This is a genomic window from Nocardiopsis flavescens (genome assembly GCF_900141985.1).
Taxonomy (GTDB): Bacteria; Actinomycetota; Actinomycetes; order Streptosporangiales; family Streptosporangiaceae; genus Nocardiopsis; species Nocardiopsis flavescens.
Genome location: NZ_FQZK01000010.1, coordinates 124,067 through 147,807, shown reverse-complemented (window position 1 = coordinate 147,807; position 23,741 = coordinate 124,067). Strand labels below are relative to the sequence as shown.

The 23,741-nt window shown below is 73.0% G+C and carries 18 protein-coding genes; 10 read left to right on the top strand and 8 right to left on the bottom strand.

Features of this window, described 5'->3' with window-relative positions; genetic code table 11:
* Positions 1 to 150 precede the first annotated feature (150 nt).
* Positions 151 to 1,914 carry an SPFH domain-containing protein gene (locus BUE45_RS17495; protein WP_073380414.1) on the top strand — a complete coding sequence of 588 codons (1,764 nt, stop codon included), beginning with the start codon at positions 151 to 153 and terminating at the stop codon, positions 1,912 to 1,914.
* Positions 1,915 to 3,357 carry an SPFH domain-containing protein gene (locus BUE45_RS17490; RefSeq protein ID WP_073380413.1) on the top strand — a complete coding sequence of 481 codons (1,443 nt, stop codon included), beginning with the start codon at positions 1,915 to 1,917 and terminating at the stop codon, positions 3,355 to 3,357.
* A 69-nt stretch (positions 3,358 to 3,426) separates the two neighbouring features.
* On the opposite strand, the gene BUE45_RS17485 is transcribed toward BUE45_RS17490, so the two are convergent.
* From BUE45_RS17485 to BUE45_RS17475, 3 genes are all read right to left on the bottom strand, one after another.
* The gene (locus BUE45_RS17485; protein ID WP_073380412.1) at positions 3,427 to 3,618 is read right to left on the bottom strand and encodes a hypothetical protein; all 192 of its coding nucleotides are present in this window, start codon (positions 3,616 to 3,618) and stop codon (positions 3,427 to 3,429) included.
* A 175-nt stretch (positions 3,619 to 3,793) separates the two neighbouring features.
* Positions 3,794 to 4,450 carry a hypothetical protein gene (locus tag BUE45_RS17480; RefSeq protein ID WP_073380411.1) on the bottom strand — a complete coding sequence of 219 codons (657 nt, stop codon included), beginning with the start codon at positions 4,448 to 4,450 and terminating at the stop codon, positions 3,794 to 3,796.
* Positions 4,451 to 4,531: 81 nt separating this feature from the next.
* The gene (locus BUE45_RS17475) at positions 4,532 to 5,146 is read right to left on the bottom strand and encodes a DoxX family protein (RefSeq protein WP_073380410.1); all 615 of its coding nucleotides are present in this window, start codon (positions 5,144 to 5,146) and stop codon (positions 4,532 to 4,534) included.
* A 369-nt stretch (positions 5,147 to 5,515) separates the two neighbouring features.
* Between BUE45_RS17475 and BUE45_RS17470 the strand changes: the two genes are divergently transcribed.
* From BUE45_RS17470 to BUE45_RS17455, 4 genes are all read left to right on the top strand, one after another.
* Positions 5,516 to 6,214 (top strand): ribonuclease HII, encoded by a 699-nt coding sequence (locus BUE45_RS17470; protein WP_084737429.1) that lies wholly within the window; start codon positions 5,516 to 5,518, stop codon positions 6,212 to 6,214.
* Between the two features lie 171 nt (positions 6,215 to 6,385).
* Positions 6,386 to 8,824 carry an AAA family ATPase gene (locus BUE45_RS17465; protein WP_073380409.1) on the top strand — a complete coding sequence of 813 codons (2,439 nt, stop codon included), beginning with the start codon at positions 6,386 to 6,388 and terminating at the stop codon, positions 8,822 to 8,824.
* 58 nt (positions 8,825 to 8,882) lie between these two features.
* A complete protein-coding gene (locus BUE45_RS17460; protein WP_073380408.1) occupies positions 8,883 to 9,614 on the top strand; it encodes a nucleotidyltransferase family protein in 732 nt (243 codons plus the stop codon).
* A gap of 31 nt (positions 9,615 to 9,645) precedes the next feature.
* Positions 9,646 to 10,443 (top strand): tyrosine-protein phosphatase, encoded by a 798-nt coding sequence (locus tag BUE45_RS17455; RefSeq protein WP_073380505.1) that lies wholly within the window; start codon positions 9,646 to 9,648, stop codon positions 10,441 to 10,443.
* A 114-nt stretch (positions 10,444 to 10,557) separates the two neighbouring features.
* Here the strand turns inward: BUE45_RS17455 and BUE45_RS17450 are convergent, their stop codons facing one another.
* Both BUE45_RS17450 and BUE45_RS17445 read right to left on the bottom strand, forming a co-directional pair.
* A complete protein-coding gene (locus BUE45_RS17450; protein ID WP_073380407.1) occupies positions 10,558 to 12,150 on the bottom strand; it encodes a hypothetical protein in 1,593 nt (530 codons plus the stop codon).
* A 210-nt stretch (positions 12,151 to 12,360) separates the two neighbouring features.
* Entirely contained in the window at positions 12,361 to 12,666 is a 306-nt protein-coding gene (locus BUE45_RS17445; RefSeq protein ID WP_073380406.1) for a hypothetical protein, read from the bottom strand.
* A 562-nt stretch (positions 12,667 to 13,228) separates the two neighbouring features.
* Between BUE45_RS17445 and BUE45_RS17440 the strand changes: the two genes are divergently transcribed.
* Both BUE45_RS17440 and BUE45_RS17435 read left to right on the top strand, forming a co-directional pair.
* Positions 13,229 to 15,274 carry a SpoIIE family protein phosphatase gene (locus tag BUE45_RS17440; RefSeq protein ID WP_084737427.1) on the top strand — a complete coding sequence of 682 codons (2,046 nt, stop codon included), beginning with the start codon at positions 13,229 to 13,231 and terminating at the stop codon, positions 15,272 to 15,274.
* 315 nt (positions 15,275 to 15,589) lie between these two features.
* Positions 15,590 to 17,299 carry an RNA polymerase sigma factor gene (locus tag BUE45_RS17435; protein ID WP_084737425.1) on the top strand — a complete coding sequence of 570 codons (1,710 nt, stop codon included), beginning with the start codon at positions 15,590 to 15,592 and terminating at the stop codon, positions 17,297 to 17,299.
* Between the two features lie 316 nt (positions 17,300 to 17,615).
* Here the strand turns inward: BUE45_RS17435 and yaaA are convergent, their stop codons facing one another.
* A complete protein-coding gene (gene yaaA, locus BUE45_RS17430) occupies positions 17,616 to 18,407 on the bottom strand; it encodes a peroxide stress protein YaaA (protein ID WP_073380405.1) in 792 nt (263 codons plus the stop codon).
* Between the two features lie 131 nt (positions 18,408 to 18,538).
* Here yaaA and BUE45_RS17425 point away from each other — a divergent pair, with 131 nt between their 5' ends.
* Positions 18,539 to 19,210 (top strand): GNAT family N-acetyltransferase, encoded by a 672-nt coding sequence (locus BUE45_RS17425; RefSeq protein ID WP_073380404.1) that lies wholly within the window; start codon positions 18,539 to 18,541, stop codon positions 19,208 to 19,210.
* 357 nt (positions 19,211 to 19,567) lie between these two features.
* On the opposite strand, the gene BUE45_RS17420 is transcribed toward BUE45_RS17425, so the two are convergent.
* On the bottom strand, positions 19,568 to 19,771 hold the full coding sequence (locus tag BUE45_RS17420; RefSeq protein WP_073380403.1) for a DUF7455 domain-containing protein: 204 nt from the start codon (positions 19,769 to 19,771) through the stop codon (positions 19,568 to 19,570).
* Between the two features lie 487 nt (positions 19,772 to 20,258).
* On the opposite strand from BUE45_RS17420, the gene BUE45_RS17415 reads away from it, so the two are divergent.
* Positions 20,259 to 22,367, top strand: coding sequence for a DNA gyrase/topoisomerase IV subunit B (locus BUE45_RS17415; protein ID WP_073380402.1), 2,109 nt, complete (start codon positions 20,259 to 20,261; stop codon positions 22,365 to 22,367).
* Between the two features lie 238 nt (positions 22,368 to 22,605).
* Here the strand turns inward: BUE45_RS17415 and BUE45_RS17405 are convergent, their stop codons facing one another.
* Positions 22,606 to 23,733, bottom strand: a complete 1,128-nt coding sequence (locus BUE45_RS17405; protein ID WP_073380400.1) for an L-cysteine desulfhydrase Cds1 — start codon at positions 23,731 to 23,733, stop codon at positions 22,606 to 22,608.
* Positions 23,734 to 23,741: the final 8 nt, after the last annotated feature.

Below are 23,741 nucleotides of genomic sequence, written 5' to 3'. Positions count from 1 at the left end.
CTGGGTTCCGGCCATGACATATGCGATGGTCAGAACCATCCGCTATCGATCCCTTCGGTGGGAAACCGGCGCCGACCTGGAACCGACCCCCGGTACGCGGCGTCGAAGCGGTTGGTTCCCACACATCTCCCGATCTAGGAGTTCCCGCCCATGTCGTTCGCGCAGACGGTGCGCGGCGCGGCCGCGGCGGTCGCCCAGGGGGGCGACCCGCGGCAGGCCGTGACCGACGCCCTGCAACAGACCTCCCAGCAGGTCACCGAAGGGGGTGGACTCGATCCGCGCGACTTCGTCGCCGCCCGTGAGCAGGGCGGTTCCGTGGGCACACGGATCGAGCAGAAGACCGCCTCCCTCAACAACGCCGGCGAGGCCATCAACCGCAGCAGCTACGAGCGCGGCCCCAACGGCCCGGTGCACGTGGTCTGCCCGATGGTCATCCCCCGGGGCCGCACGTTCCTCACGATGCTCCCGGCGGTGGCGCTCATCGCGCTGGGCCTGGTGGGCTCCCTCGTGATCCTGGTGCCCTACTCGCTGGCCGGCGGCAACGCGCTGCTGAACCCGTTCTTCGGCCTCCACTACTGGATCATCACCATCGCCGTCACGGCGTTCATGTGGTGGCGCCAGGGCATGGTCATGGTGCCCGAGGGCTGCGTCGCCATCGTCACCCACTTCGGGCGGATGGAGCGCATCTACCCGCCGGGCCTGGTGACCCTGTTCAACCCGTGGAAGCGGGTGTCCTACATCGTGAACGTGGTGCGCGAGTACCCGTTCAACGCCCCGATCCGCTCGGCCCCCACCAAGAGCGGGGTGCAGGCGTCGGTGGACCTGTTCGTCCAGTTCCAGATCAAGAACCCGGAGGGGTTCGTCTACACGCTGGGCGGCGTGCACGGCTTCCAGGAGAAGCTCAACAACGCGATCAGCGAGACGACCCGCAGCCTCATCTACGAGCAGGAGGCCTCGTCGATCTACGACCTGGTCGGTGAGAGCACGCAGGGCCTGCTGGACCAGCTCAACCGCCAGTTCAGCGACATCGTCGTGGTGACCAGCGCCAACATCACCCACGCCGAGCCCTCCAGCCAGGAGTACCGGATGGACCTGGCGGCGCCGGAGATGGTGCGCGTCGCCAAGGACGCCTACACCTTCGAGTACGAGCTGCAACTGCGCAAGGAGCAGAACGAGGGCGACCTGAACAAGGAGCTGGCCACCCTCAACGAGACGCTGTCGGCGATCCAGGCCGACATCGCCCAGTACCAGGCGCAGATGGACACCGCCCTGGAGCGGGAGACCAACCGCGCCCGCTCGCTGGCCCGCCAGCGGTTCGTGGAGGCCGAGTCCGAGGCCAACGCCAACGCGGCCCTGCTGCAGGCCCAGGCCCTGGACATCCGCGCGGTCAGCGCGGCCGAGGCCCCCGAGATCCTCAACTACCGGTTCCGCGAGAGCCTGCTGGAGAAGCTGGCGGAGGTCGCCGACAGCCTGCCGCAGGTGCTGCGGATCGGGTCGGGCGACGCGGCCAGCGTCGACTACCTGCGCATCGCGCAGGAGATCATCGGCCAGGCCGACGCCGCCCTGTTCTCCCAGGAGGACATGGACGCCATCCGCGCCCGCCTGGGCGAGATCAACACCCGCATCGCCGAGCGCCAGGAGGAGATCGACTCCCTGCTGCGCGAGGACGGCGCCGAGCCGGAGCGCTCCGGCTCGGCGGACGAGGACGACGACCTGGTGGAGGAGATCCGCCAGTCGGTGTCCGACGAGGCCATCGGCGAGCGGCTGTCCGAGGCCCGCGACACCGCGGAGCCGGAGCCGCAGGGCCCCGGCTTCGACGCCCCGCCGCCCGCGGGCGAGCCGTACCCCGGGCCGCAGGACCCGCCGCTGCCGCCGTGGTCCCAGGGACCCGGCCCGTTCGAGGGAGGCCGCTAGATGAGCCAGCCGGTCAATGTCAGGAGCGGCTCCAGCATCAAGGAGTCCCTCTCCTCGTGGAGCGACCTCGCCGGGCTGCTGCGCGGCGGGGACCAGGGCGCCGTGGTGCCCGTGGTCATTCCCAAGGACAACCGCGGCCTGCGGTGGATGGTCCTGGTGTGGATCGGGCTGTTCGCCCTCACCTCGGGCCTGGTCATGTCCCTCAACGTGGCGATCGAGGGCCCGCTGTCCGCCCCGGTCAACTTCGCGCTGGCGCCGGTCGCGCTGATCGTCGGCGTCGTCTCGATCGTGGTGGCGGTGCTGTGGTGGTGGCGCGGCTCGATCATCGAGATCGAGCACGGCACCCAGGGCATCCTCACCAAGTACGGCAAGGTGCAGAAGGTTATCGCCCCGGGCCGCCACTACCTGTGGCACCCGTGGAAGCGCGTGGACTACGTGGTGGACACCAGCACGGAGATCCCGTACACGGCCCCGGTGGTGGCCTGCCCCACGCGTGAGAACGTGCCGCTGAAGTCGATCGAGTTCTTCCTGAAGTTCCGCATCCACGACCCGCAGCGGTTCGTGCTGACGATCGGCGCCAGCAACTTCGACCTGGTGCTGTCCAGCGCGGTCCAGGACGCCATCCGCCAGCGCAGCCGCCTGGTGCGCACGGAGTCCGCCTACGACCTGCGCGGCTCCAACGTCGAGGACATGCGCAACCTGCTCAACCAGCAGCTGGAGAAGTACGGCGTCGTCATCACCGGCTGCAACATCCCCGACGTGCAGCTGCCCAACCAGTACCAGCAGCACCTGGCGACCCGGGAGCGGGTGTCCAAGGAGCTGGTGGCCTACGAGCAGGAGTGGGAGCTGACCCGCAAGCGCCGTATCGACACCCTGCTGATGGACATCGAGCGGTCCAAGAAGGTCCGGGACGCCAAGATCGTCGAGGTCAACGCGTCCCTGAACAAGGCCCGCAAGGACGTCGCCCAGATGCTCCAGGAGCAGGAGACCGAGGCGCAGCGGGTGCGCTACGAGATCGAGACGCGCGGCCGGGCCGACCTGGTCGCCGCCGAGAACGAGGCCAAGGCCCAGCAGCGCCTGGCCACGGCCTACCGGGACAACCGGGCGGTCCTGGAGTACGAGCTGGCCCGCCGCCGCCTGGACGTGGGCACGACGCTGGCCGAGCGCGCCCCGCGCCCGGTCGTGGTGCAGACCGAGGCCGGGTCGGGGGACTCCTCGGCGCTGTCGACGCTGCTCACCGCCCAGCTGCTGCCGCAGATCATGGGCGGCGCGCGGTCCGCGGGTTCGTCCGCCAGGGCGGCCGAGGGCCTGGAGTCGGCGCGCGGGGCGGTCGCCGCCGCCGCGGCCCGCCAGCAGCAGCTGGCCGAGGAGTACCAGGAGCAGCAGGACGTGGCGATGCGGCGCCAGTTCGAGAACGGGGAGGGGTTCGGCGGGCGCCGCTGACCCGTTCCGCTCCGCAACGGGGGAGGGGCCCCGCGACCGTCACGGTCGCGGGGCCCCTCGCCGTTCCGGTCAGCCGCGGGGGGAGAGGTCGGCGTAGCCCGCTCCGATGTCGATGCCGTTGCGGGCGGCCAGTTCCACCAGGTCCTCGATCTCCCCGGCCTGGCTGGTGGCCAGGTCGTCGTCGCCCCGGGCGTGGGCCCGGCGCAGCGCGGTGATCGAGTCGTGGATCCGCAGATGAAGGGTGAGCGTGAACTCGCGCATGAATCCTCTCCTCAGGGTCCGCCGCGGGGACGGGGCCAGGGGGACCCCTGCCGGGCGACTCCCTGTCTACACGGCCAAGGTGAGAGCCGTGTTGGAGAATCACAAGCGGCGGCAAAGGGACGGGAAGGGGCCGGGGTGCTCCCGCCCCCCGGCCCCTTCCCGTGCGTGTTCCGGGTCAGTGCTCGACCCACACGTACCAGTCGTCGGTGACGTGCTCGTAGATGCGGGTGCCCTGGCCGTTGACGAACACGCCCTCGGGCAGGTCCCCGTCGCTGTGCGCCAGGCCGGCCCGGCCCACGAGCCCGGCCCCCTCCACCTCGTAGTGCAGGACCCCCTCGGCCACGCTGAGGCTGCGCAGGGAGTAGAGCCCGGCCCGCTCCCCGTTGAGGGGGATGGCGGAGGACTCGTCGGCCCGCTCGGACAGGGCGAGCAGGTCCTGCGCGGAGGCCTGCACCCGGGCGCTCAGCGGCACGTCGGCCGCCGAGACGCCGATGGCCAGGGCGGCGATCAGCGGGGCGGAGATCCAGCGCAGCCAGTAGTGGCGGATCATCGGGCGGGCGACGGCCAGGGCGATGCCCAGGCGCAGCGCCCCCATCCCGGCCAGCAGCAGCCCGCCGGCGAGCCCCGCGACGAAGGTGGGGAGGTGGCCCGACGGGACGCTGTCCTCGAAGAGGAGGACGGCGCCGACCACGGCGCACGCCGGGATGTAGAGCCGCCCCGGCGGGCGCGAGGCCCAGCTGATGAGCCGCCGGCCCAGGGTGGGCTTCTCGGCGATCTCGATCAGTTTGGCCACGGACCCGTCAGGGGTCGGGCCGGAACCTACGGCGGACATGGTGTTCCCCCCACCGAATCCATGCTGGCGACGGACGCGGTCCCGGGAAGGAGCGGAAAGGAGGAGCCGCAACGGGCCGCGTCACAGTTGATACGGCCGACGTACCGCGGCCTGACCCACAGGATAGAGCAGAGGCGGGGCGTGTTCGGGGCGACGGGTGGAAACGGCCGGGGGATCGCCCTGCGTGTGCTTGGGCCGGGCGCGGTGTGACCTGGGGTGTTCGGCCCGTTCGGGGGCGTCGGGCGCCAGGACCAGGTGATCCCAGGACCATCGCCCGCCGTTGACGGCCATCAGCAGGCACACCGCCGTGACCAGCACCGTCACCGGCCAGGAGTCGAACGGGGAGAGTCCCGGGGCGGCGGGGGAGAACGCGCCCAGGACGGCGCACAGGGCGAGCAGGGGGCCGGCGAGCCATGTGAGCAGACCCACGGCGAAGGACAGCGACGTGGCGACCACGAGGGCGGGCAGCAGGTGGACCGCCAGGGCGGGCAGGGGCGTCCCCGACTCCGCGAGGTGGGCGGCCAGCCGGGCCTCCTGGCCGCGCAGGGCCAGGCCGTGGTCGGCGAAGACCCAGCCGACGCCGACGCGGGTCAGCGCCGCCCCGACGTCGTACAGGCCGCGGCGGCGCAGGCGGACGCGCGGTCGGGGGCGTGGCCTCCGGCGCCGGGGAAGCGGGGTGGGGCGCTGCATGTCCATTCCTCCGGGTCACACCTGTGCGCGATCCTGACAAGCGGAAACTACCGAAAGTCATGGAGCATGACGCGCTGTGATAAACGGCGAGTCGTGCAAAAACCCGTCCCGGACGCCCGTTCCCGGTCTCGGCTCGCACATGATCGACCTCGCCGTTCCCCCCGGCCGGCGCGCCGGGCACTTCTCGTGGGCCTTCGCCGCCCGGAGCGCCGGCTTCGCCGCCGGCGGCGCCGCCCCGGCCGCGGTCGGGGCGGCCCGTGCTCCTCGTGGCCGCCTCCCCGGCCACCCCGGCCGCACTCGCCGCCGCCGTGGGGCCCCTCCCGTCCCCTGCGCGAACCGGCGGCACGGGCCGCCGCGGCCCTCTAGTCTGGGGGCGTGTCGATCTCCGAGCCCGCAGCCAAGGCCCCCGCCGCGCCCACCTACGAGGTGGAGGAGCGGCTCCGCGCCGCCGGAGCGCGGATCGTCGCCGGAATGGACGAGGTGGGGCGCGGGGCCTGGGCCGGCCCCCTGCTGGTCTGCGCCGCCGTCCCCGGCCCGGGCGAGCCGCCCGCGGGCCTGACCGACTCCAAACGCCTCACCCCCGCCCGCCGCCGCGACCTGGCCGCCCGGCTGGAGCCCTGGGTGGCCGACCACGCCTTCGGGTGGTCCGAGGCCGCCGAGATCGACGAGGTCGGCATGACCGAGGCGCTGGGCCGTGCCGCCCGCCGCGCACTGGAGGGGCTCTCGGTCCGTCCCGACGCCGTCCTCCTGGACGGCTCGCACGACTTCATCGGCCGCCCCTGGCGGGTCCGCACCCAGGTCAAGGGCGACCTCACCTGTATCAGCGTGGCCGCCGCTGCCGTCCTGGCCAAGGTCCGCCGGGACGCCCACATGGCGGCACTGGCCGAGGAGCACCCCGGCTACGCCTTCGAGCGCGCCGCGGGCTACCCCTCGCCCGTCCACCGCGCCCACCTGGCCGAACACGGGCCCACCCCGCAGCACCGGATCAGCTGGGCCTACCTCGACGACCTGCCCCGCTGGAGCCACCTGCGCAGGCCCCGACCCGCCGCCGGGGGCCAGATCCCCCTGCTCTGACCGCTTCCCCCGGGCCCGGTGCGCGGGGAGACACGCCGCCCCGCACTGGACAACCGGGGGCGGTTAAGGCAAGGGTGAAGGCGTGGCCGTCGACCCCTCGACCGCCCCTCCGGCCAGCCGACCCCCGGCCGGAGGCCCGCCTCCGGACCCCCCACGCAGGAAGGGGCACCGATGACGCGCGACACGCGCCCCGGTACCGCGGCACCCGGGCCCTCCGGCCTGGAACGCCTGCGCGCCCGCTACCGGGCCGTCCCCCCGGCCCGCAGACTGGTCGCCGGGCTGGTCGTGCTCGCCGTCGTGGCGGTCGCCGCCCTGGTCTCCCCCGTCCCCGTGCTCACCGCGGTCTCGGTCGCCCTGGCCCTGATCCTGCTCTTCGCCGCGCTGATGCGCTCGGCCGACGCCCTGGTCACGGTGGTCGTCTGCCTGATCTGGTCCGCGGTCGCCTTCCCGCTCTTCCAGCTCCCGCTCCCGGGCGAGCCGGTCACCCTGCTCGTCCCGCTCCTGCCGTTCCTGGTCGTGGCCGCCGCCACCGCCGTGCGGGAGTTCCCGGTCTGGCACACCGCGGTGCTGTCGCTCACCGCGGGCCTCATCTTCGGCTTCTCCGTGGCCCTGGTCGGCATGGTCGCCCCCGCCGTCTCCTCCGCCTGGGGCATCGGGGCGCTCTACGCCGCCGCGGGCGCCTGCCTGCTCTGGCGGCTGTCCGCCTCCCGGCAGATCCGCCGGGAGTCCGACGCCGCCCGGGAGAGCGCCCAGGCCGAGACCCGGCCGGTGTCCCGCGGCACCCGCACCGAACGCGTCAAGGACCGCTCCGACACCGCCCGCCCGGCCCCGCGGACCCGCGGGCGCGGCGCCCCCGGCGACGACGCCGAACCGGTGCCCGTCGACGAGGCCCTGGCCGAACTGGAGGCGATGATCGGCCTGGACCCGGTCAAGCAGCAGGTCCGGGGCCTGGCGGCGTCCATCGAGGCGGCCCGCCTGCGCGCCGACGCCGGGTTCCCGGTCGAGCGGCCGCTGCGCCACCTGGTCTTCTCCGGGCCGCCGGGCACCGGCAAGACGAGCGTGGCCCGCACCCTGGCCACCATCTTCCACTCCTTCGGCCTGCTGCCCACCGCCCGCGTGGTGGAGGCCCAGCGCGCCGACCTGGTGGGGGAGTACCTCGGGGCGACCGCCATCAAGACCAACGAGCTGATCGACGGGGCCCTGGGCGGGGTGCTCTTCATCGACGAGGCCTACTCCCTGGTCAACGAGGGCGACGGGCAGAGCGACCGGTTCGGCAACGAAGCGGTGCAGACCCTCCTCAAGCGCGCCGAGGACGACCGCGAGCAGCTGGTCGTCGTGCTGGCCGGGTACGACAAGGAGATGGACGCCTTCCTGTCGTCCAACCCGGGCCTGGCCTCGCGCTTCTCCACCCGCATCACCTTCCCCAGCTACAGCGCCGACGAGCTGTTCCGCATCGCCGAGTCCCTGGTCGGCCAGCGCGGGGACGTCCTGGACCCCGAGGCGGCCCGGACCCTGCGGCGAAGACTCGACCAGACCGTGCAGCGCGAGGCCGTCGACGAGCTGGGCAACGGCCGCTTCGCCCGCTCCCTGGTGGAGAAGGCCGCCCAGGCCCGCGACGTGCGCGTGGTGACCTCCGGGGTGACGGGCGACCGCCCCGCGCCCCGCCCCGAGGCGGAGGAGCTCATCACCCTGCGCCAGTCCGACGTGATCGCCGCCTACGACGAGCTGACCGCCCGCCTGCCCGGGTTCGGCGAGGCGCCGGGCATCGAGGAGGCCCTGGCCGAACTCGACGCCATGATCGGCCTGGAGCCGGTCAAGGCGCAGGTCCGCTCCCTGGTGGCCCAGCTGCGGGTGGCCCGGCTGCGCGAGGAGCAGGGCCTGCTCAACCACGCGCCCATGCGCAACTTCGTCTTCACCGGGCCCCCCGGCACCGGCAAGACCACCGTCGCCCGGGTACTGGGCCGGGTCTTCTCCGCCCTGGGCATGCTGGCCCGCCCCGACGTGGTGGAGGCGCAGCGCGCCGACCTGGTGGGCGAGCACCTGGGGGCCACCGCCATCAAGACCAACCGGCTCGTGGACCGGGCCCTGGGCGGGGTGCTGTTCGTGGACGAGGCGTACTCGCTCATCAACCCGGGGTACGGGGGCGGCGACGCCTTCGGCGCCGAGGCGGTGCAGACCCTCCTCAAGCGGGCCGAGGACGACCGCTCGCGCCTGGCGGTGGTGCTGGCCGGCTACCCGGCGGAGATGGAGCGGTTCCTGGCGTCCAACTCGGGGCTGGCCTCGCGGTTCAACGTGCGGGTGCGCTTCCCGTCCTACAGCGCCGACGAGCTCACGGCGATCGCCGAGGCCCTGGCCGCCCGCACCGGCGACGCGTTCGAGGACAGCGCGGTGGACGACCTGCGCAGCATCTTCTCCCACGTGTGCGCCGAGGGGTGGATCGACGAGCTGGGCAACGGGCGCTTCGCCCGGTCCCTGTTCGAGAAGGCGTGCTCCCAGCGGGACCTGCGGGTCTCGCAGGAGGTGGGGGACGCGGCGACCGCCGCCGAGCTGACCGTCCTCACCAGCGCCGACGTCCGCTCCGCCTATTCCGAGGCCACCCAGCAGACCTGACCGGGAGGGCCCGCAGGAGTACCGGACACCGCCCGGCGCGTGCTGCTAGTGTCCGCTCATGACCGCTTCTCCCTCACCCTCCGCGGCGCCCGTCACCCAGGCCCTGATCCTGGCGGGCGGGCAGGCCACCCGGCTGCGGCCCTACACCGACACCCGCCCCAAGGCCATGGTGGAGGTGGCCGGACGGCCCATCATCGACCACCAGCTCGCCTGGCTCGCGGACCACGGCGTCGAACACGTCGTGGTCTCCTGCGGCTACAAGGCCGAGGTGCTGCGCGAGCACCTCGGAGCCCGCGCCGACGGGCCGCGGACCACCCTCCTGGTCGAGGACGAGCCCCTGGGCCGGGGCGGCGCCCTGCGGTACGCCTCCCAGGGGCTGCCCGAGCAGGACGCCCCCTACTTCGCCCTCAACGGCGACGTCCTCACCTGGTTCCCGCTGGACGAGATGACCGCCCACCACCGGGACCGGGGCGGCCTGGCCACCCTGGCGCTGACCCGGTTCCGCACCACCTGGGGCGTCGTCGACATCGACGACCGTGACCGGGTCGAGGGCTTCACCCAGAGCCCGCTGCTGCCGGTGTGGATCAACGCCGGCGTCTACCTGTTCGAACCCGGCATCACCCCGCTGCTGCCGGTCAAGGGCGACCACGAGTCGTCCACCTTCCCCGAGCTGGCCGGCCAGGGCAGGCTCACCGCCTACCGCATCGACGGGTTCTGGCGCGGGGTGGACACCGCCAAGGACGTCAAGGAGGCGGGCGAGGAGATCGCCGCCCTGCGGCAGGAGGCCTGACCCCGACCGGGTCCGGGGCGCCGGAGGGGTACTGGGTATCGTCGCCTTCGTGACGAACGACGGATTCATCCTCTCCAGCGCCCCCAACTTCCGCGACCTCGGCGGCCACCGGACCGCCCAGGGAGGCACGGTCCGCCACGGCCTGCTGTACCGCTCCGACGCCCTGCACACCATCTCCGAGCCGGACCTGCCGGTCTACAACGGACTGGGCATCCGCCAGCTCGTCGACCTGCGCACCGCCCACGAGCGGGAGAGCCTGCCGGACATCACCCCCGAGGGCGCCGCCTACACCGCCGTCTCGGTGCAGGGCCCGACCGCGGCCGGGGGCAACTTCTCCGAGGCATTGCTGGACCGCGAGCGCGCCCGCGCCATGTTCGCCGACGGCGCCGCGGACCGGTTCATGTTCGACGTCTACCGCGAGCTGGTCACCGACCCCGTCGCCCTGACCGGCTACCGCGACCTGGTCGAGCGCGCGGCGGAGGGCCCCACCGCCCTGGTCTTCCACTGCAGCGCGGGCAAGGACCGCACCGGCTGGGGCGCCGCCCTGCTGCTCACCCTCCTGGGCGTGGACCGGGCGGCCGTCGTCGCCGACTACCTGGCCAGCAACGCCCGCCAGGAGAACACCGACAAGTGGATGCGGCTGCTGGCGGAGCACAGCGGCCTGGAGTGGGACGAGCTCATCCCGATGACCCGGGTCCGCGCCGAGTACCTGGAGTCCTCGTTCGCCCACATCGACGAGGTGTACGGCTCCTTCGACGGGTACGTGTCCGACGCCCTGGCCGTGTCCCCGGCGACGGTGGCCGCGCTGCGGGCCCGCATGGTCGCCTGACCCGGGTGCGCCCGGCGGGGAGGGCCGCGTCCGCGGAGGCGGTCGCGCCGTCCGGTGGTCCGCCCCCGTGGGCGCACCGGACCCCGCGGGTCGCGTCCCCCGCGGTCGGTACGCCTAGAGGGAGTCCAGGCGGCGGCGCAGGTCGGCGCCGTCGGCCGCGGCGTCCAGCACGCCGCCCAGCTCGGCCAGGACCGAGGCCCGGTCCCGGCCGCGGTCGAGCAGCCGCCGGGCGGCCGACCACAGCTCGGCCGGACGGCCGGACCACAGCCGCTCGGCCAGCCGCTCGTGCCGGTCCAGCTCCCGCTCCCGGTCCGGGTCGTCCCCGGTCACCGGCCGGTACCAGTGGTCTTTGCCGGTGGAGTGGCGGCCGCTGGGCGGGGTGGCCGCCTCGTACTCGCCGTAGTGGTCCAGCCGCAGCAGGGCCCGCCGTCCTCGCGGGGTGGCCGGGTCGAACTCCTCGGGGGCCCAGGAGATCAGGTCGCTGGCCAGCAGCGGGAACGCGAACATGCGCCGGGCCAGCGCCGAGAAGTCGCCGTCGGGCAGCAGCCTGCGCACGGCCTCCTGGCGCAGCCCCAGCGGGCGGGCGGGGTCCCGGTAGACCCGGGTGAACTCGGTGGTGTACTCCCACACGGCGTCCAGGGTCGCCCCCACCGCGACCTCCGGCAGCCCGGTGCGCGGCCCCGCCCAGCGCACCCAGGCCGCCAGCACGTGCGGCATGGCCTCCTGCTCCTCGGGGAGCAGCACCACCCGGCCGGGCAGCCAGCGCAGCAGGAACGCCTCCACCTTGCGGGGGCTCACCCGCAGCGGCCGCCCCGCGTCCACGTCGCACCCGTAGGCGATGATGTGGTCGGCGCAGCGGCTGGCGGTGTAGGAGTCCGACAGCTCGGCGGCCTCGTCGGAGGCCAGGAAGCGGGCGGCGAGCACCGCGCGGCGGTCGCGCCGCCACACCTGGACGCCGTCGTCGGCGGCGGTGCCGAGGGGCTCGGGCAGGGTCCGCACCCGGGCGTTGGCCAGCGCGAAGTGGGTGGCGAGGGAGCCCCCGGCCAGGTCGGCGGCGTTCGGTCCGACCGGCAGCGGCGCGGCACCGGCGCCCCCGCCCGAGATCACCCGCTCGGTGACGCGCAGGGCGCGCACCAGCCGGCTCCGGGCCTGCGCGGGCTCCAGCTCGGCGAACCGGGTGAACTCGTCGGCGGCGGCCCGCTCCCTGCACCCCTGGAGCAGCCGCTCCACCTTGGTGGTCACCCAGGCGTCGCGCAGCACCCCTCCGGCGTTGTGGTCCACCACCAGGATGAGGGCGTGCTCGGGGACGCTCGCGCCGTCGCCGTCCCCGCGTCCGAACACGCACACGACGTCGTCGGTGTCGCCGAAGAGGTCGCTGTTGACGTAGGCGCCCAGCGGCACGACCCGGCCCAGCTGGGAGGCCCACTCGGGGACCTGGAGGCCCTGCTCGCGCAGCGCGATCATCCCCTGCTCGGCGAGCCGGCGCTGGCCGGGCGAGGTGCCCAGGGCGGCGATGGCGGCCAGCACGCCCAGCCCGGCGGGCTTGCCGGAGGCCGCGGCGTGGGTGATCAGGCCCTCGCCGAGGACCCGCTCGACGTCGAGACCGGGCACGCGCTCGCCCCACCAGGTGCCGAGCAGCTCGCTGAAGGCCAGCTCCGCGTCGAGCGGGTGCCGCATGGCGAGCATCGCCCGGGAGGCGCGCAGCATCTCATCGAAGGCCGCACCGGGAACCGGTTCGGGGTTCGCGGACGAGGGAGGTGTAGGGGAGGGCACGAACCGAGCGTATGACAGCCGCGGGCCCCGGATTCACGCTCCGGGCCTTTCTCCGGTCCTCCTCCCGCGGGTGTCCGTTCGCCCGGAGCGGCGGACGGGGCGCACCCGCGACGGGCGCGCCCCGTGCCGCACGGGTCCGCCGGATCACTGCGGCCGGGCCGCCATCCGGTGGCCGGCGAACAGCCCCGCCCCCGGGTGCCGGGCCGCCGCTTTGGCGGCTCTGCGGGAGACCTGTGAGGGCGGCACGGAGTTGACCATCGCCTCCAGGTGCTCGCGGGCGACCCGCTCGACCAGGTGCGGCGTGACCGCGATGCCCAGGTGTTCGACGCAGTGCCAGGTGTCGCTGACGCACCGCTCGACACAGCGGTGGGACAGACCACTGAACTCGTCGTACAGACGGGCCGAGATCTGCCGGAGATCCTGATCCTGGACCGGGAAGGTCTGGAGCATTCTCGCTCACACTCCTGGTTGAAGATGGTCTGGACGGTGACCTCCACCCATTCCACTTGTTCTGAGCGGACTGTCAACCCCTGTCCCGGTGCGCGGTTGATAAAACCTCCCGTGTCCATCGTTTACCCACTCGCCACCGTCACCCCAGGTCAACGAGGCGAAAGGGGCGTTTCGGGCATATAACGGATCTGTTTCCAAGGTATGAGGCCAAAGCAGACAAGTGTCTCGATGCCTGGTAATTCAGAGAAAACCTCTTGTGGAAAACCAATGGTCTCCCCTGACGGGGTCCGCCGGTGGCCTACTATTTACCTTCACGTCCGAGCCCGGGCGGCTCCCCGCGGCCCGTTGCGCCCGGACGCCCGTGTCCTATGCTTGAGCCGTGACAGCGGCCGAGAGGAGTCGTCGGAGTGACTCCCGAGGGCCGTGAAGCCCCCCGATCGCATTTCGGTACCGCACCCCGGACGTCCGTCGCCCCCACGCGGTCCGATCCCCGCGTCGACGGGTCAGCGCGCTCGGCCGGTCGTGTCGGGAAATCCGAGGGTTCAGCGGAGGTGTCGAGCAGGTGAGCGCCGAGACGTCCATTCCCCCACCCCGTTCCGACGGAAACGCCGTTCCGGGTGACGCGGTACGCGCACTTCTGGACGATTCCCCCGTCGGATTCGCACTGCTGGATTCGACCGGCCGGATCGTGGCCGCGAACCGGCTGGTGGCCGAGATGCTCGGGCGGTCCCCCGAGCTGTGCCCGGGGTACGAGCCCGCGGAGCTGATGCGCGCCTGCGGTGTCCCCGCCGACGCCGCCGAGACCGCCGACGCCGCCGAGGCCCCCGACCGGGTCGTCCGCGTCCGCCACCGCACCGGGGACGGCCGCCTGTGGGCCCTCACCTGGTTCCCCGTCGCCGACCCCGTCACGGGCGACCCCCACCTCGCGCTCATCGCCCTGCGCGACGGCGACGAGGCGCACCGGGACGAGCAGCGGCTGCGCGCCCTGCTCCAGATCGGCAACCAGATCGTCTGGACCGCCGACGCCCGCGGCGAGATCCACGAGGACAGCCCCCAGTGGCGCAACGTCACCGGCCAGAGCACCCGGGACTACCTGGGCCGGGGCTGGCTCGACTCCGTGCACCCCGACGACCGCGACTCCGTCGAGCGCGCCTGGAACGACGCCGTCCTGGACGGCACGCCCTTCGACGCCCTGTTCCGGGTGCGCACCCGCTCCGGCGGCCACGACCACTACCGGGCGCGGGCCAAGCCCGTCACCGAGGGCGGCGCGCCCGTCGAGTGGGTGGGCAGCCTCGTCGACGTCACCACCGAGCGCGAGGCCGACGAGCTGCGCAGACGGCTCAACCAGCAGCTGAGCGAAGCCGCCATGCGCACCGCCCGCCTCCAGCAGGCCACCTCCGACCTGGCCGAGGCGCTCACGGTCGACGAGGTCGTCGCCGCCATGTCCGTGATCGGCCGCTCCGGCGTGGGCGCCGACCACACCAGCGTCGTCCTGCTCGACCGCAACGGGGCCCGGCTGGACACCGTCGTGGCCGCCGGGTCCCACCCGCTGCCCCGCGGTTCCTTCCCGCTCGGCCACCCCGAGATCGCGGCCCGGGCGATCGCCGACCGCGCCCCGCGCACGGCGGCCGACCCGGCGGAGCTGGCCGCCCTCATGGAGGACGCCCCCGAGGTCGGGGAGCTGGTCGCGCTCACCTCCGAGCGCGCCTGGGCGGCGCTGCCCATGATGGTGGCCGGACGTCCCATCGGCGCCCTGCGCCTGGCGTTCGACTCCCCGCGCGAGATCGGCGACGAGGAGCGCGTGTTCCTGGAGGCCCTGGCCGGGCAGTGCGCCCTGGCCATCGGCCGGGCCGCCCTCTACGAGCAGGAGCACAACACCGCCGAGGAGCTCCAGCGCAGCCTGCTCCCGGACGAACTGCCCGAGGTGCGCGGCGTGCGCCTGGCCGCCTACTACCGCTCCGGGTCCCGCCACGTCCAGGTCGGCGGCGACTGGTACGACGCCTTCCCGCTGTCCGACGGCCGCATCGCCGGGGTCCTGGGCGACGTCATGGGCAAGGGGATCCCGGCCGCCGCGGGAATGAGCCGCATCCGCAACGCGTTGCGCGCACTGGCGTTCTCCATGCCGGAGCCCGCCGACGTTCTCACCGGCCTGGACCGCATGTTCAGCGCCACAGAGGGAATGGACCAGGTCACCACACTGGTGTACTTCGTCCTGGACCCGGTCACCGGCCAGCTCGACCTCAGCAACGCGGGGCACCCGCCCCCGCTGGTCGTGGCGGGCGGGGCGCCGCCCTCGCTGCTGGACACCGACCCCGACACGCCGCTGGGCATCACCTCGCCGCGCGGCCACCACAAATTCTTCGTCCAACCCGGTAACACCGTCGCCCTCTACTCCGATGGACTGGTCGAGAACCGCAAACGGTCCGTCGACTCCGGACTCGACGAGCTCGTCGACGTGGCGTCCTCGGCTCCTCCGGAAGTGGTGGGCGATCCACAGCAGATGCTGGAGTACCTTGTTGAGAGCATGCTCGAAGGGTATGAGCAGGACGATGACGTCACTCTGCTCGCCGTCCAGCTCCCGGTGATCGAATCCGTCACGGACCGATGAGGCCCGTACGGGGGAGGGCGCCGTGAGAAGGAGCGGTAGACCGTACGAACAAGTCCATTGCCTTGCCTACAGTGAAGAAGCCGTTCCGCCCCGCACGGGGGTGATCCCGCACGGCCGCCCGGAGAGCCCACAGCTCCCCGTGCGTCTCCTGCGGGGGATGATCTCCGAGAGCGCATACGCTTGAAAGACAAACGGCTTCCCCGCCCCGGCGGGGACGATCCCAGGCCGCAGGCGGGAGAGGGCGCGGTGCCCGGTCCCGGTCAGGCGGACCACCGGGTCCGACAATCTCGCCACACGTCCGTTCGAGAGGTGTTTGTGTCATCTGCCAGTTCGACTCGCTCGAAGCAGTCCGAGTCACTGCAAGAGCCCGTCATTCAGCAGCTGATCGAGCGTGGGCGGTCCCAGGGCTATCTTGAGCCCGAGGACGTGCGCCGTGCCTTCGAAGAGGCCGAAATCCCGATGTCGCAGGCGCAGTCCGTGCTCCGCAGCCTCGCGAAGGAGGGTGTGACCGTTCTCGTTCCCGAGTCGGCCTCCTCCCGGCGCAAGACCACGCGGCGCAAGACGGCGGCCACGCGGTCCACCTCGACCAGGTCCACCAAGGTCACCACGACCTCCACCACCACGGCCCGGACCGCCAAGCCGGTGCGCGCCGCGGCGGCCCAGGAGCAGCCGGAGACGGTCACCGCCGTCGTCGACTCCGCCGAGGCCGACAAGAAGTCCCCCGCCCGCAAGGCCGCCGCCAAGAAGGCGGCACCCGCGAAGAAGACCGCCGCGGCGGCCAAGAAGACGACGGTCAAGAAGGCCGCCGTCGCCAAGGACCCCGCCGCGGCCAAGAAGACCGCCGCCCGCAAGACGGGCAAGAAGGACCTGGAGCTCGCTCCGGAGGCGGAGGGCGAGGAGTTCGACGAGGAGGACCTCGACGACGACCTCGAACACACCGGCGCCGAGCTGGAGCTGGTCGAGGACACCGTCGAGGAGGTGCCGGAGAAGGACGCCAAGCCGGCCCGCCCCGAGGCCGTGGGCTCCCCGGTCAAGACCGGCAACGAGGACGAGTCCTTCGTCCTGTACGACGATGACGACGACGCCCCCGCCGCCCAGGTGGTCGCCGCCGGAGCCACCGCCGACCCGGTCAAGGACTACCTCAAGCAGATCGGCAAGGTGCCGCTCCTCAACGCCGAGCAGGAGGTCGAGCTCGCCAAGCGGATCGAGGCCGGCCTGTTCGCCGAGGAGAAGCTCGCCGACGAGGGCGACGTCCTCTCCTTCGAGCTGCGCGACGAGCTGGAGTGGATCGCCGAGGACGGCGGCCGCGCCAAGAAGCACCTGCTGGAGGCCAACCTCCGCCTGGTCGTCTCGCTGGCCAAGCGCTACACCGGCCGCGGCATGCTCTTCCTGGACCTGATCCAGGAGGGCAACCTCGGTCTGATCCGCGCGGTGGAGAAGTTCGACTACACCAAGGGCTTCAAGTTCTCCACGTACGCCACGTGGTGGATCCGCCAGGCGATCACCCGCGCGATGGCCGACCAGGCCCGCACCATCCGCATCCCGGTGCACATGGTCGAGGTCATCAACAAGCTGGCCCGCGTCCAGCGCCAGATGCTCCAGGACCTGGGCCGCGAGCCCACCCCGGAGGAGCTGGCCAAGGAACTCGACATGACCCCGGAGAAGGTCGTCGAGGTGCAGAAGTACGGCCGCGAGCCGATCTCCCTGCACACCCCGCTGGGCGAGGACGGCGACAGCGAGTTCGGCGACCTCATCGAGGACTCCGAGGCGATCCAGCCGGGCGAGGCGGTCAGCTTCACCCTGCTCCAGGAGCAGCTGCACTCGGTGCTCGACACCCTGTCCGAGCGCGAGGCGGGCGTGGTCTCCATGCGCTTCGGCCTGACCGACGGCCAGCCGAAGACTTTAGACGAGATCGGCAAGGTCTACGGGGTCACCCGCGAGCGCATCCGGCAGATCGAGAGCAAGACGATGTCCAAGCTCCGTCACCCGTCCCGCTCCCAGGTGCTCCGCGACTACCTGGACTAGGCCGTCCCGGACGTGTCGCGGCCCGAAACGGCCTGAACCCGTGCGCCCTCCCGCTCGCAGAGCAGGGGGGCGCACGGGTTCCGCGGTGCCTTCGTCGGTCGGCGGGTGTGGCGACAGCCCGCGTTCCGCACCGTCGGCCCGCGCGTTCCCACGCGCGCGGACCTGACCGGGTACCGCCCGGCCGCGGTGAATCGATCCCAGGTGTGTTTCCGTCGTCCATCCGACACCGCCCATGGTCGCGCAGTGCCTGTAGGTGCGGGATAAAGTCGCGATACCGGTTCGTTATCCCACGCAGGGTGACGGTGCGGTCCCGGAATCAGTCCCGGACGACCACGTCGAGGACCCGCGGGGCCCCCGCCCCGGCCTCGGGGACCTCCACGGTGTGCCCCAGGTCCCGCAGGGCGTCGGCCAGCTCCCGCACCCCGGCCGCCTCGACCCCCTCCGCCAGCAGCGACCGGGCGATGTCCCCCCGGGTCGCCTTGGCCATGTGGCTCACCACCGAGCGCTTCACCTCGCCGCCCACGGTCCGCTCGCGCAGCACCCGCACCGCGACCAGCCGCTCGGCGGCCGCCCCGCGGGGCCGGAACGCGGCGGCGTAGGTCGCCGACCGGCAGTCCACCAGCAGGCGGTCGGCGGCCAGCGCGCCCAGCGGCCCCGCCATCGCCCTGCGCCAGTAGGCCCCCAGCCCGCCCAGCGGCGGCAGCTTCACGCCCATGGACAGCCGGTAGGGCGGCAGCGCGTCCGCCGGGCCGACCACGCCCCACAGGCCGGAGAAGACCAGCACCCGCTCCCGCACCCGGCCGGGGTGCGCCGCCAGCAACTCAGGCAGGCCCAGGCGGTCGTAGAGGACGCCGGTGTACAGCTCGGCGGCGGGCAGCGTCGGCGCGTCGGCGGCGCCGAGGTCGCGCTTGACCGCGTCGGCCTGCCCCGGGGTCAGCCCCAGCACGTCCAGCGCCGTGTCCTCGGGCCCCGAGCACAGTTCCTCCAGCGCCGCCAGGACCTCCCGGCGGGCGGGGGCCAGCTCGGGCAGTACGAGGGACTCCGGGTCGACCGGGGGCCCGGTACCGGAGGTGGCCTTGCCCTCGGACGGCGGCAGCAGGATGAGCATGAGTGAACGGTCTCCAGGGTCGGACGTGCTGGTCGGTCCACATGCTAGGCCTTCGGGGAGCCCCGCCGCCCGGGGCCGGGGAGGGCGCGGGCTAGGATCGCCGCTCTCGGGAGCGGCGGAGGGCGGCGGGCATGCACGGATGGGCGGCACGTGTGGCGCGGGACTGGCCCGCGTTCGAGGTCGTCGAGCGGGACGGCTGGCGGCTCGGCTCCGCGGAGGGCGTGACCAAGCGCGCCAACAGCGCCCTGCTCCTGGACCCGGGGGCCGACCCCGCCGGGGTCACCGCGTTCTACCGCGAGCGGGGGACGCCGCCCTGCGCCCAGGTGTGGCCCGGGGAGGAGGAGGCGGACGCCCGCCTGGCCAGGCACGGGTACGCCGTGGTGGAGCCCACGCTGGTGCTGGCCCGGGAGCCGCGGGAGCGCCCCGACGCACCCGGGACCACGGCGGTGACCGCCGCCCCCGGGGCCGGCTGGCTCGCCCACGGGCCGGCCGGGGTGGACGTGATGGCCCGCATCCTGGGCGGGACCACCGCCCTGTACGGCACCGCCCCGGGCGGCGCCGGGCGCGGCTGTGCGGTGCTGTCGGGCCGGACGGCGGCGGTCTGCGCCATGGTCACCGCCCCCGCGGCCCGGCGCCGGGGCGTGGCGTCCGCGCTCCTGGCCGACCTGCTGGCGCGGGCGCACGACGAGGGCGCGACCGACGCCTACCTGTGCGTGGTGACGGAGAACACCGCGGCACGCCGCCTCTACGAGGGGTTCGGGTTCACCGAGGTGTCCCGCTACCACAACCGCGTCCTGGGCTGAGGCGCCCGGCGGGACCCGCGTACCGCCCGGGGAGCGGGCCGGCGCGGTCGGCCGGCGCGGGTGGTCCGGGTGTTCCGCCGGCGGTGTGAGCCCGCCGGGGAAGCGGGGACGGTGCCGTCGGCCGCCACGGCCCTTCATCCCGGTCCGGTGCGGGCGGCTCCCCATGTCCCCTGGGGCGGTGTGAGTCCGCCCGCACTTCGGGGGCGGCCCGCGCCCGAACGGCCGGTGCTCCCCGCCGTGGGGCGGGGCACGGCGGCGCCGCCCGTGCGCCGGACGGGGCCGGCGCACGGGGCGGACACGCGACGGGCGGCGGCCCCCGGTGGGAGCCGCCGCCCGTGCCCTGTCGTGTGACCGACGCTACTTGTCGGTGAGCTTGTCGGTCTCGTCCTGGATGTCCGAAGCGATCTTTCGGAGGGACTCGTCGTGCTTGCGCATGTGGTGAGCGCAGAAGAGCAGCTCGCCGCCGGAGTTCAGCAGCACCCGGACGTAAGCCTGTGCACCACAGCGGTCGCAACGGTCAGCAGCCGTCAGCGGCTGAGTGGGGGCAAGGGTTCCAGTCACTTCGCCATCCTCAATACTCGGCGTCGGTCACCTCAGACAACATCTAACCCGACCCAGACGTTCCCAACCCGGGGACGTGTACGCCGACAGCGGAATCCGCCTGATTGGTGCCTGGAAATCTCCCTCTGGGGCCTTTTGGGCCGCTCGTCGTTTCTACTCCTTGGTGTACCCCCTGAACGCCCGACGCATCCCCGGAAAAGGGGAGTATCCAGGTCGCATCCACCAGAGGTGGTAGTCTCGCGCGGGGCAGGCTCCTTCCGACCGCCGCCACCCGGTTCCCGGGGCGCACCCGGTCGTCGCGGACCCGCCCCGGGCGACCGTCCGGCCCGAGCGCCGGACCCGTACGAACCCGCCCGAAACTCCCTCGGCGCGCGAGGTGATCCGACCCGTACGCCGTGGCCTGGCCCTTTTCGTCGGTGTGGCGCGGTACAAAGGGCACGCACCGCACCGAGCCCCCGATGGCCCTCAAGACGCAGGAGATGTCCGAGTGACCGCCTTGACCGCAGCCGTCCACGACCCCGAGGACTATTCCGCCCGGCACCTGTCGGTCCTCGAAGGTCTTGAGGCGGTGCGCAAACGGCCGGGCATGTACATCGGGTCCACCGACAGCCGCGGCCTCACCCACTGCATGTGGGAGATCATCGACAACTCCGTCGACGAGGCCCTGGGCGGCTTCTGCACGCGCATCGACGTCGTCCTGCACGGCGACGGCTCGGTGTCGGTGGCCGACGACGGCCGCGGCATCCCCGTCGACATCGAGCCCAAGAGCGGGCTCTCCGGTGTGGAACTGGTCATGACCAAGCTCCACGCCGGCGGCAAGTTCGGCTCCGGCTCCTACACCGCCTCCGGCGGCCTGCACGGCGTCGGCGCCTCCGTGGTCAACGCCCTGTCCGCCCGCGTCGACGTCGAGGTCGACCGCCAGGGCCACACCCACGCGCTGTCGTTCCGCCGGGGCATCCCCGGCCGGTTCGCCGGCTCCGGGCCCGACGCCGAGTTCACCGGCGTCTCGGGCCTGGAGCAGGTCCGCAAGATCGCCAAGAAGCTCACCGGCACGCGGATCCGCTTCTGGCCGGACATGCAGATCTTCATCAAGGGCGCCGAGATCGCCCGGGAGGCCCTGCTGGAGCGGGCCCGCCAGACCGCCTTCCTCGTGCCGGGGCTCACCATCTCCGTGCGCGACGAGCGCGTGGAGGGCGAGGAGAAGCCCTTCGAGGAGGAGTTCCGCTTCGACGGCGGGATCAGCGAGTTCTGCACCTTCCTGGCGCCCGACGACGCGGTCAGCGACGTCCTGCGCATCCAGGGCAGCGGCAACTTCACCGAGACCGTCCCCGTGCTCGACGACGCCGGGCACATGGTGCCCGCCGACGTCGACCGCCGCCTGGACGTCGACGTGGCGCTGCGCTGGGGCACCGGCTACGACACCACGGTCCGCTCGTTCGTCAACGTCATCGCCACGCCCAAGGGCGGCACCCACATCACCGGGTTCGAGCGGGCGCTGGTCCGGGTGATCAACGACCAGCTGCGCGCCGTCAAGCTGCTCAGGAACAGCGACGACCCGGTCACCAAGGACGATACCCAGGAGGGGCTCACCGCGGTCGTCACCGTCCGCCTGCCCGAGCCCCAGTTCGAGGGCCAGACCAAGGAGATCCTGGGCACCTCCGCGGCGGCCCGCATCGTCTCCCAGGTGGTCGGCCGGGAACTGCGCGAGTTCCTCACCTCCGTCAAGAAGACGGACAAGGCCAAGGCCCGCACGGTCATGGAGAAGGTGGTCAACGCCGCCAAGGCCCGCCTGGCCGCCCGCCAGCAGCGCGAGACCCAGCGGCGCAAGACCGCCCTGGAGAACTCGGCGCTGCCCGCCAAGCTGGTGGACTGCCGCAGCGAGGGCCTGGACCGCAGCGAGCTCTTCATCGTCGAGGGCGACTCGGCGCTGGGCACCGCCAAGCTGGCCCGCGACTCCGAGTTCCAGGCGCTGCTGCCCATCCGCGGCAAGATCCTCAACGTGCAGAAGTCGTCGGTCGCGGACATGCTCAAGAACGCCGAGTGCGCGGCCATCATCCAGGTCCTGGGCGCCGGCTCCGGCCGCAGCTTCGACCTCGACGCCGCCCGCTACGGCCGGGTCATCCTCATGGCCGACGCCGACGTCGACGGCGCGCACATCCGCTGCCTGCTGCTCACCCTCATCTACCGCTACATGCGGCCGATGCTGGAGGCGGGCCGGGTGTTCGCCGCGGTGCCGCCGCTGCACCGCATCGAGCTGACCAACACCCGCCGCAAGCGGGGGGCCAAGCCCGAGGACAAGTACATCTACACGTACTCCGACGCCGAGCTCCAGCGCACCCTGCTGGACCTGGAGAAGCGCGGCATCTCCTGGAAGGACCCGGTGCAGCGCTACAAGGGCCTGGGCGAGATGGACGCGGACCAGCTGGCCGAGACCACCATGGACCCGCAGCACCGCACCCTGCGCCGCATCCGGGTGGAGCAGGCCGAGGAGGCCGCGGCCGTGTTCAACCTGCTCATGGGCAACGAGGTCGCGCCGCGCCGCCGGTTCATCCAGCAGGGCGCCCAGGAACTCGACGTCGCCCGCATCGACGCCTAGGCGTCCCGGTCGCGGTGGCCGGTCGCATTCGTCCGGCCCCCGGGCCGCCGGGTCGGCGGGGTCCGGTTCCGCGGCCGTCGACGGGGGCACCACCGCTGCCTGAGGCGGTCGTCCCCGGTGCCGGCCGTGCCCCGCAGGCCGACCGGGAGGCCCGCACCGCGCGCACCGTCCGCGGCGCCGCGGACGACGGGCCCCGGGGAGTGCGCTCCCCGGGGCCCCGTGCCGTTCCGGGGCGGGGTCAGGCGGCGGGCGGGGACCATCCGCCCCCGTCCAGGAAGCGGTCGATCGCCTCCCGGTACGGGGCGGGGTCCAGGTCGCGCTCGGCGACCCACGCGTCGTTGTAGTAGCTGTGCCGGTAGCGTTCGCCGCCGTCGCAGATGAGCGTGACCACGCTGCCCTGGCGCCCCTCGCGGAGCATCCGCGCCACCAGGTGCCACACGCCCCACAGGTTGGTCCCGGTGGAGCCGCCCGCGGACAGCCCGGTGCGGTCGTAGAGGTGCCGCATGGCGGCGATGCTCGCCGCGTCGGGCACCGGCATCATCAGGTCGATCACCGACGGCACGAAGCTCGGCTCCATCCGCGGGCGGCCGATCCCCTCGATGCGCGAGGGCATCCCCGTGCCGTAGTCCGAGGCACCGGTCACCCACCCGGGGAAGAACGCCGAGTTCTCCGGGTCGACCACGGCCAGCCGGGTGTGCAGCCGCCGGTAGCGCAGGTAGCGGCCGATCGTCGCCGAGGTGCCGCCGGTGCCCGCGCCCACCACGATCCAGTCCGGGCACGGGTGCCGCTCCATCGACAGCTGCTCGAAGACCGACTCGGCGATGTTGTTGTTGCCGCGCCAGTCGGTGGCCCGCTCGGCGTAGGTGAACTGGTCCATGTAGTGGCCGCCGCTCTCCGCGGCCAGCCGCTCCGCCTCGGAGTACATGTCCGGCGGGGAGTCCACGAAGTGGCAGCGCCCGCCGTACCGCTCGATGAGGGCGATCTTCTCCGGGCTCGTCCGGCGGGGGATCACGGTGACGAAGTCCAGGCCCAGCAGCCGGGCGAAGTACGCCTCCGACACCGCCGTGGACCCCGAGCTGGCCTCCACGATGGTGGTGCCCTCCTCGATCCACCCGTTGGCCAGCCCGTACAGGAACAGCGACCGGGCCAGCCGGTGCTTGAGACTGCCGGTCGGGTGGACCGACTCGTCCTTGAGGTAGAGGTCGATGCCCCACTCGGGGGGCAGCGGGAACACGTGCAGGTGGGTGTCGGCCGAGCGGTTCGCGTCGGCGGTCACCTTGCGGACCGCCTCGTCGGCCCAGGAGCGCCGGGAATCGCTGCACCGGTCCACCCAGGGGGTGTCGCCGGGGTCTGTCGAAGGTGCCATGACCAGCA

Excerpts from the sequence above, each read along its gene's own strand:
- BUE45_RS17475 (WP_073380410.1), bottom strand. The coding sequence starts at position 5,146 with ATGGACATGCAGCGCCCCACCCCGCTTCCCCGGCGCCGGAGGCCACGC.
- BUE45_RS17445 (WP_073380406.1), bottom strand. The coding sequence starts at position 12,666 with ATGCTCCAGACCTTCCCGGTCCAGGATCAGGATCTCCGGCAGATCTCG.
- BUE45_RS17485 (WP_073380412.1), bottom strand. The coding sequence starts at position 3,618 with ATGCGCGAGTTCACGCTCACCCTTCATCTGCGGATCCACGACTCGATC.
- BUE45_RS17480 (WP_073380411.1), bottom strand. The coding sequence starts at position 4,450 with ATGTCCGCCGTAGGTTCCGGCCCGACCCCTGACGGGTCCGTGGCCAAA.
- BUE45_RS17490 (WP_073380413.1), top strand. The coding sequence starts at position 1,915 with ATGAGCCAGCCGGTCAATGTCAGGAGCGGCTCCAGCATCAAGGAGTCC.
- BUE45_RS17460 (WP_073380408.1), top strand. The coding sequence starts at position 8,883 with ATGACCGCTTCTCCCTCACCCTCCGCGGCGCCCGTCACCCAGGCCCTG.
- BUE45_RS17495 (WP_073380414.1), top strand. The coding sequence starts at position 151 with ATGTCGTTCGCGCAGACGGTGCGCGGCGCGGCCGCGGCGGTCGCCCAG.
- BUE45_RS17450 (WP_073380407.1), bottom strand. The coding sequence starts at position 12,150 with ATGCTGCGCGCCTCCCGGGCGATGCTCGCCATGCGGCACCCGCTCGAC.
- BUE45_RS17465 (WP_073380409.1), top strand. The coding sequence starts at position 6,386 with ATGACGCGCGACACGCGCCCCGGTACCGCGGCACCCGGGCCCTCCGGC.
- yaaA (WP_073380405.1), bottom strand. The coding sequence starts at position 18,407 with ATGCTCATCCTGCTGCCGCCGTCCGAGGGCAAGGCCACCTCCGGTACC.
- BUE45_RS17405 (WP_073380400.1), bottom strand. The coding sequence starts at position 23,733 with ATGGCACCTTCGACAGACCCCGGCGACACCCCCTGGGTGGACCGGTGC.
- BUE45_RS17425 (WP_073380404.1), top strand. The coding sequence starts at position 18,539 with ATGCACGGATGGGCGGCACGTGTGGCGCGGGACTGGCCCGCGTTCGAG.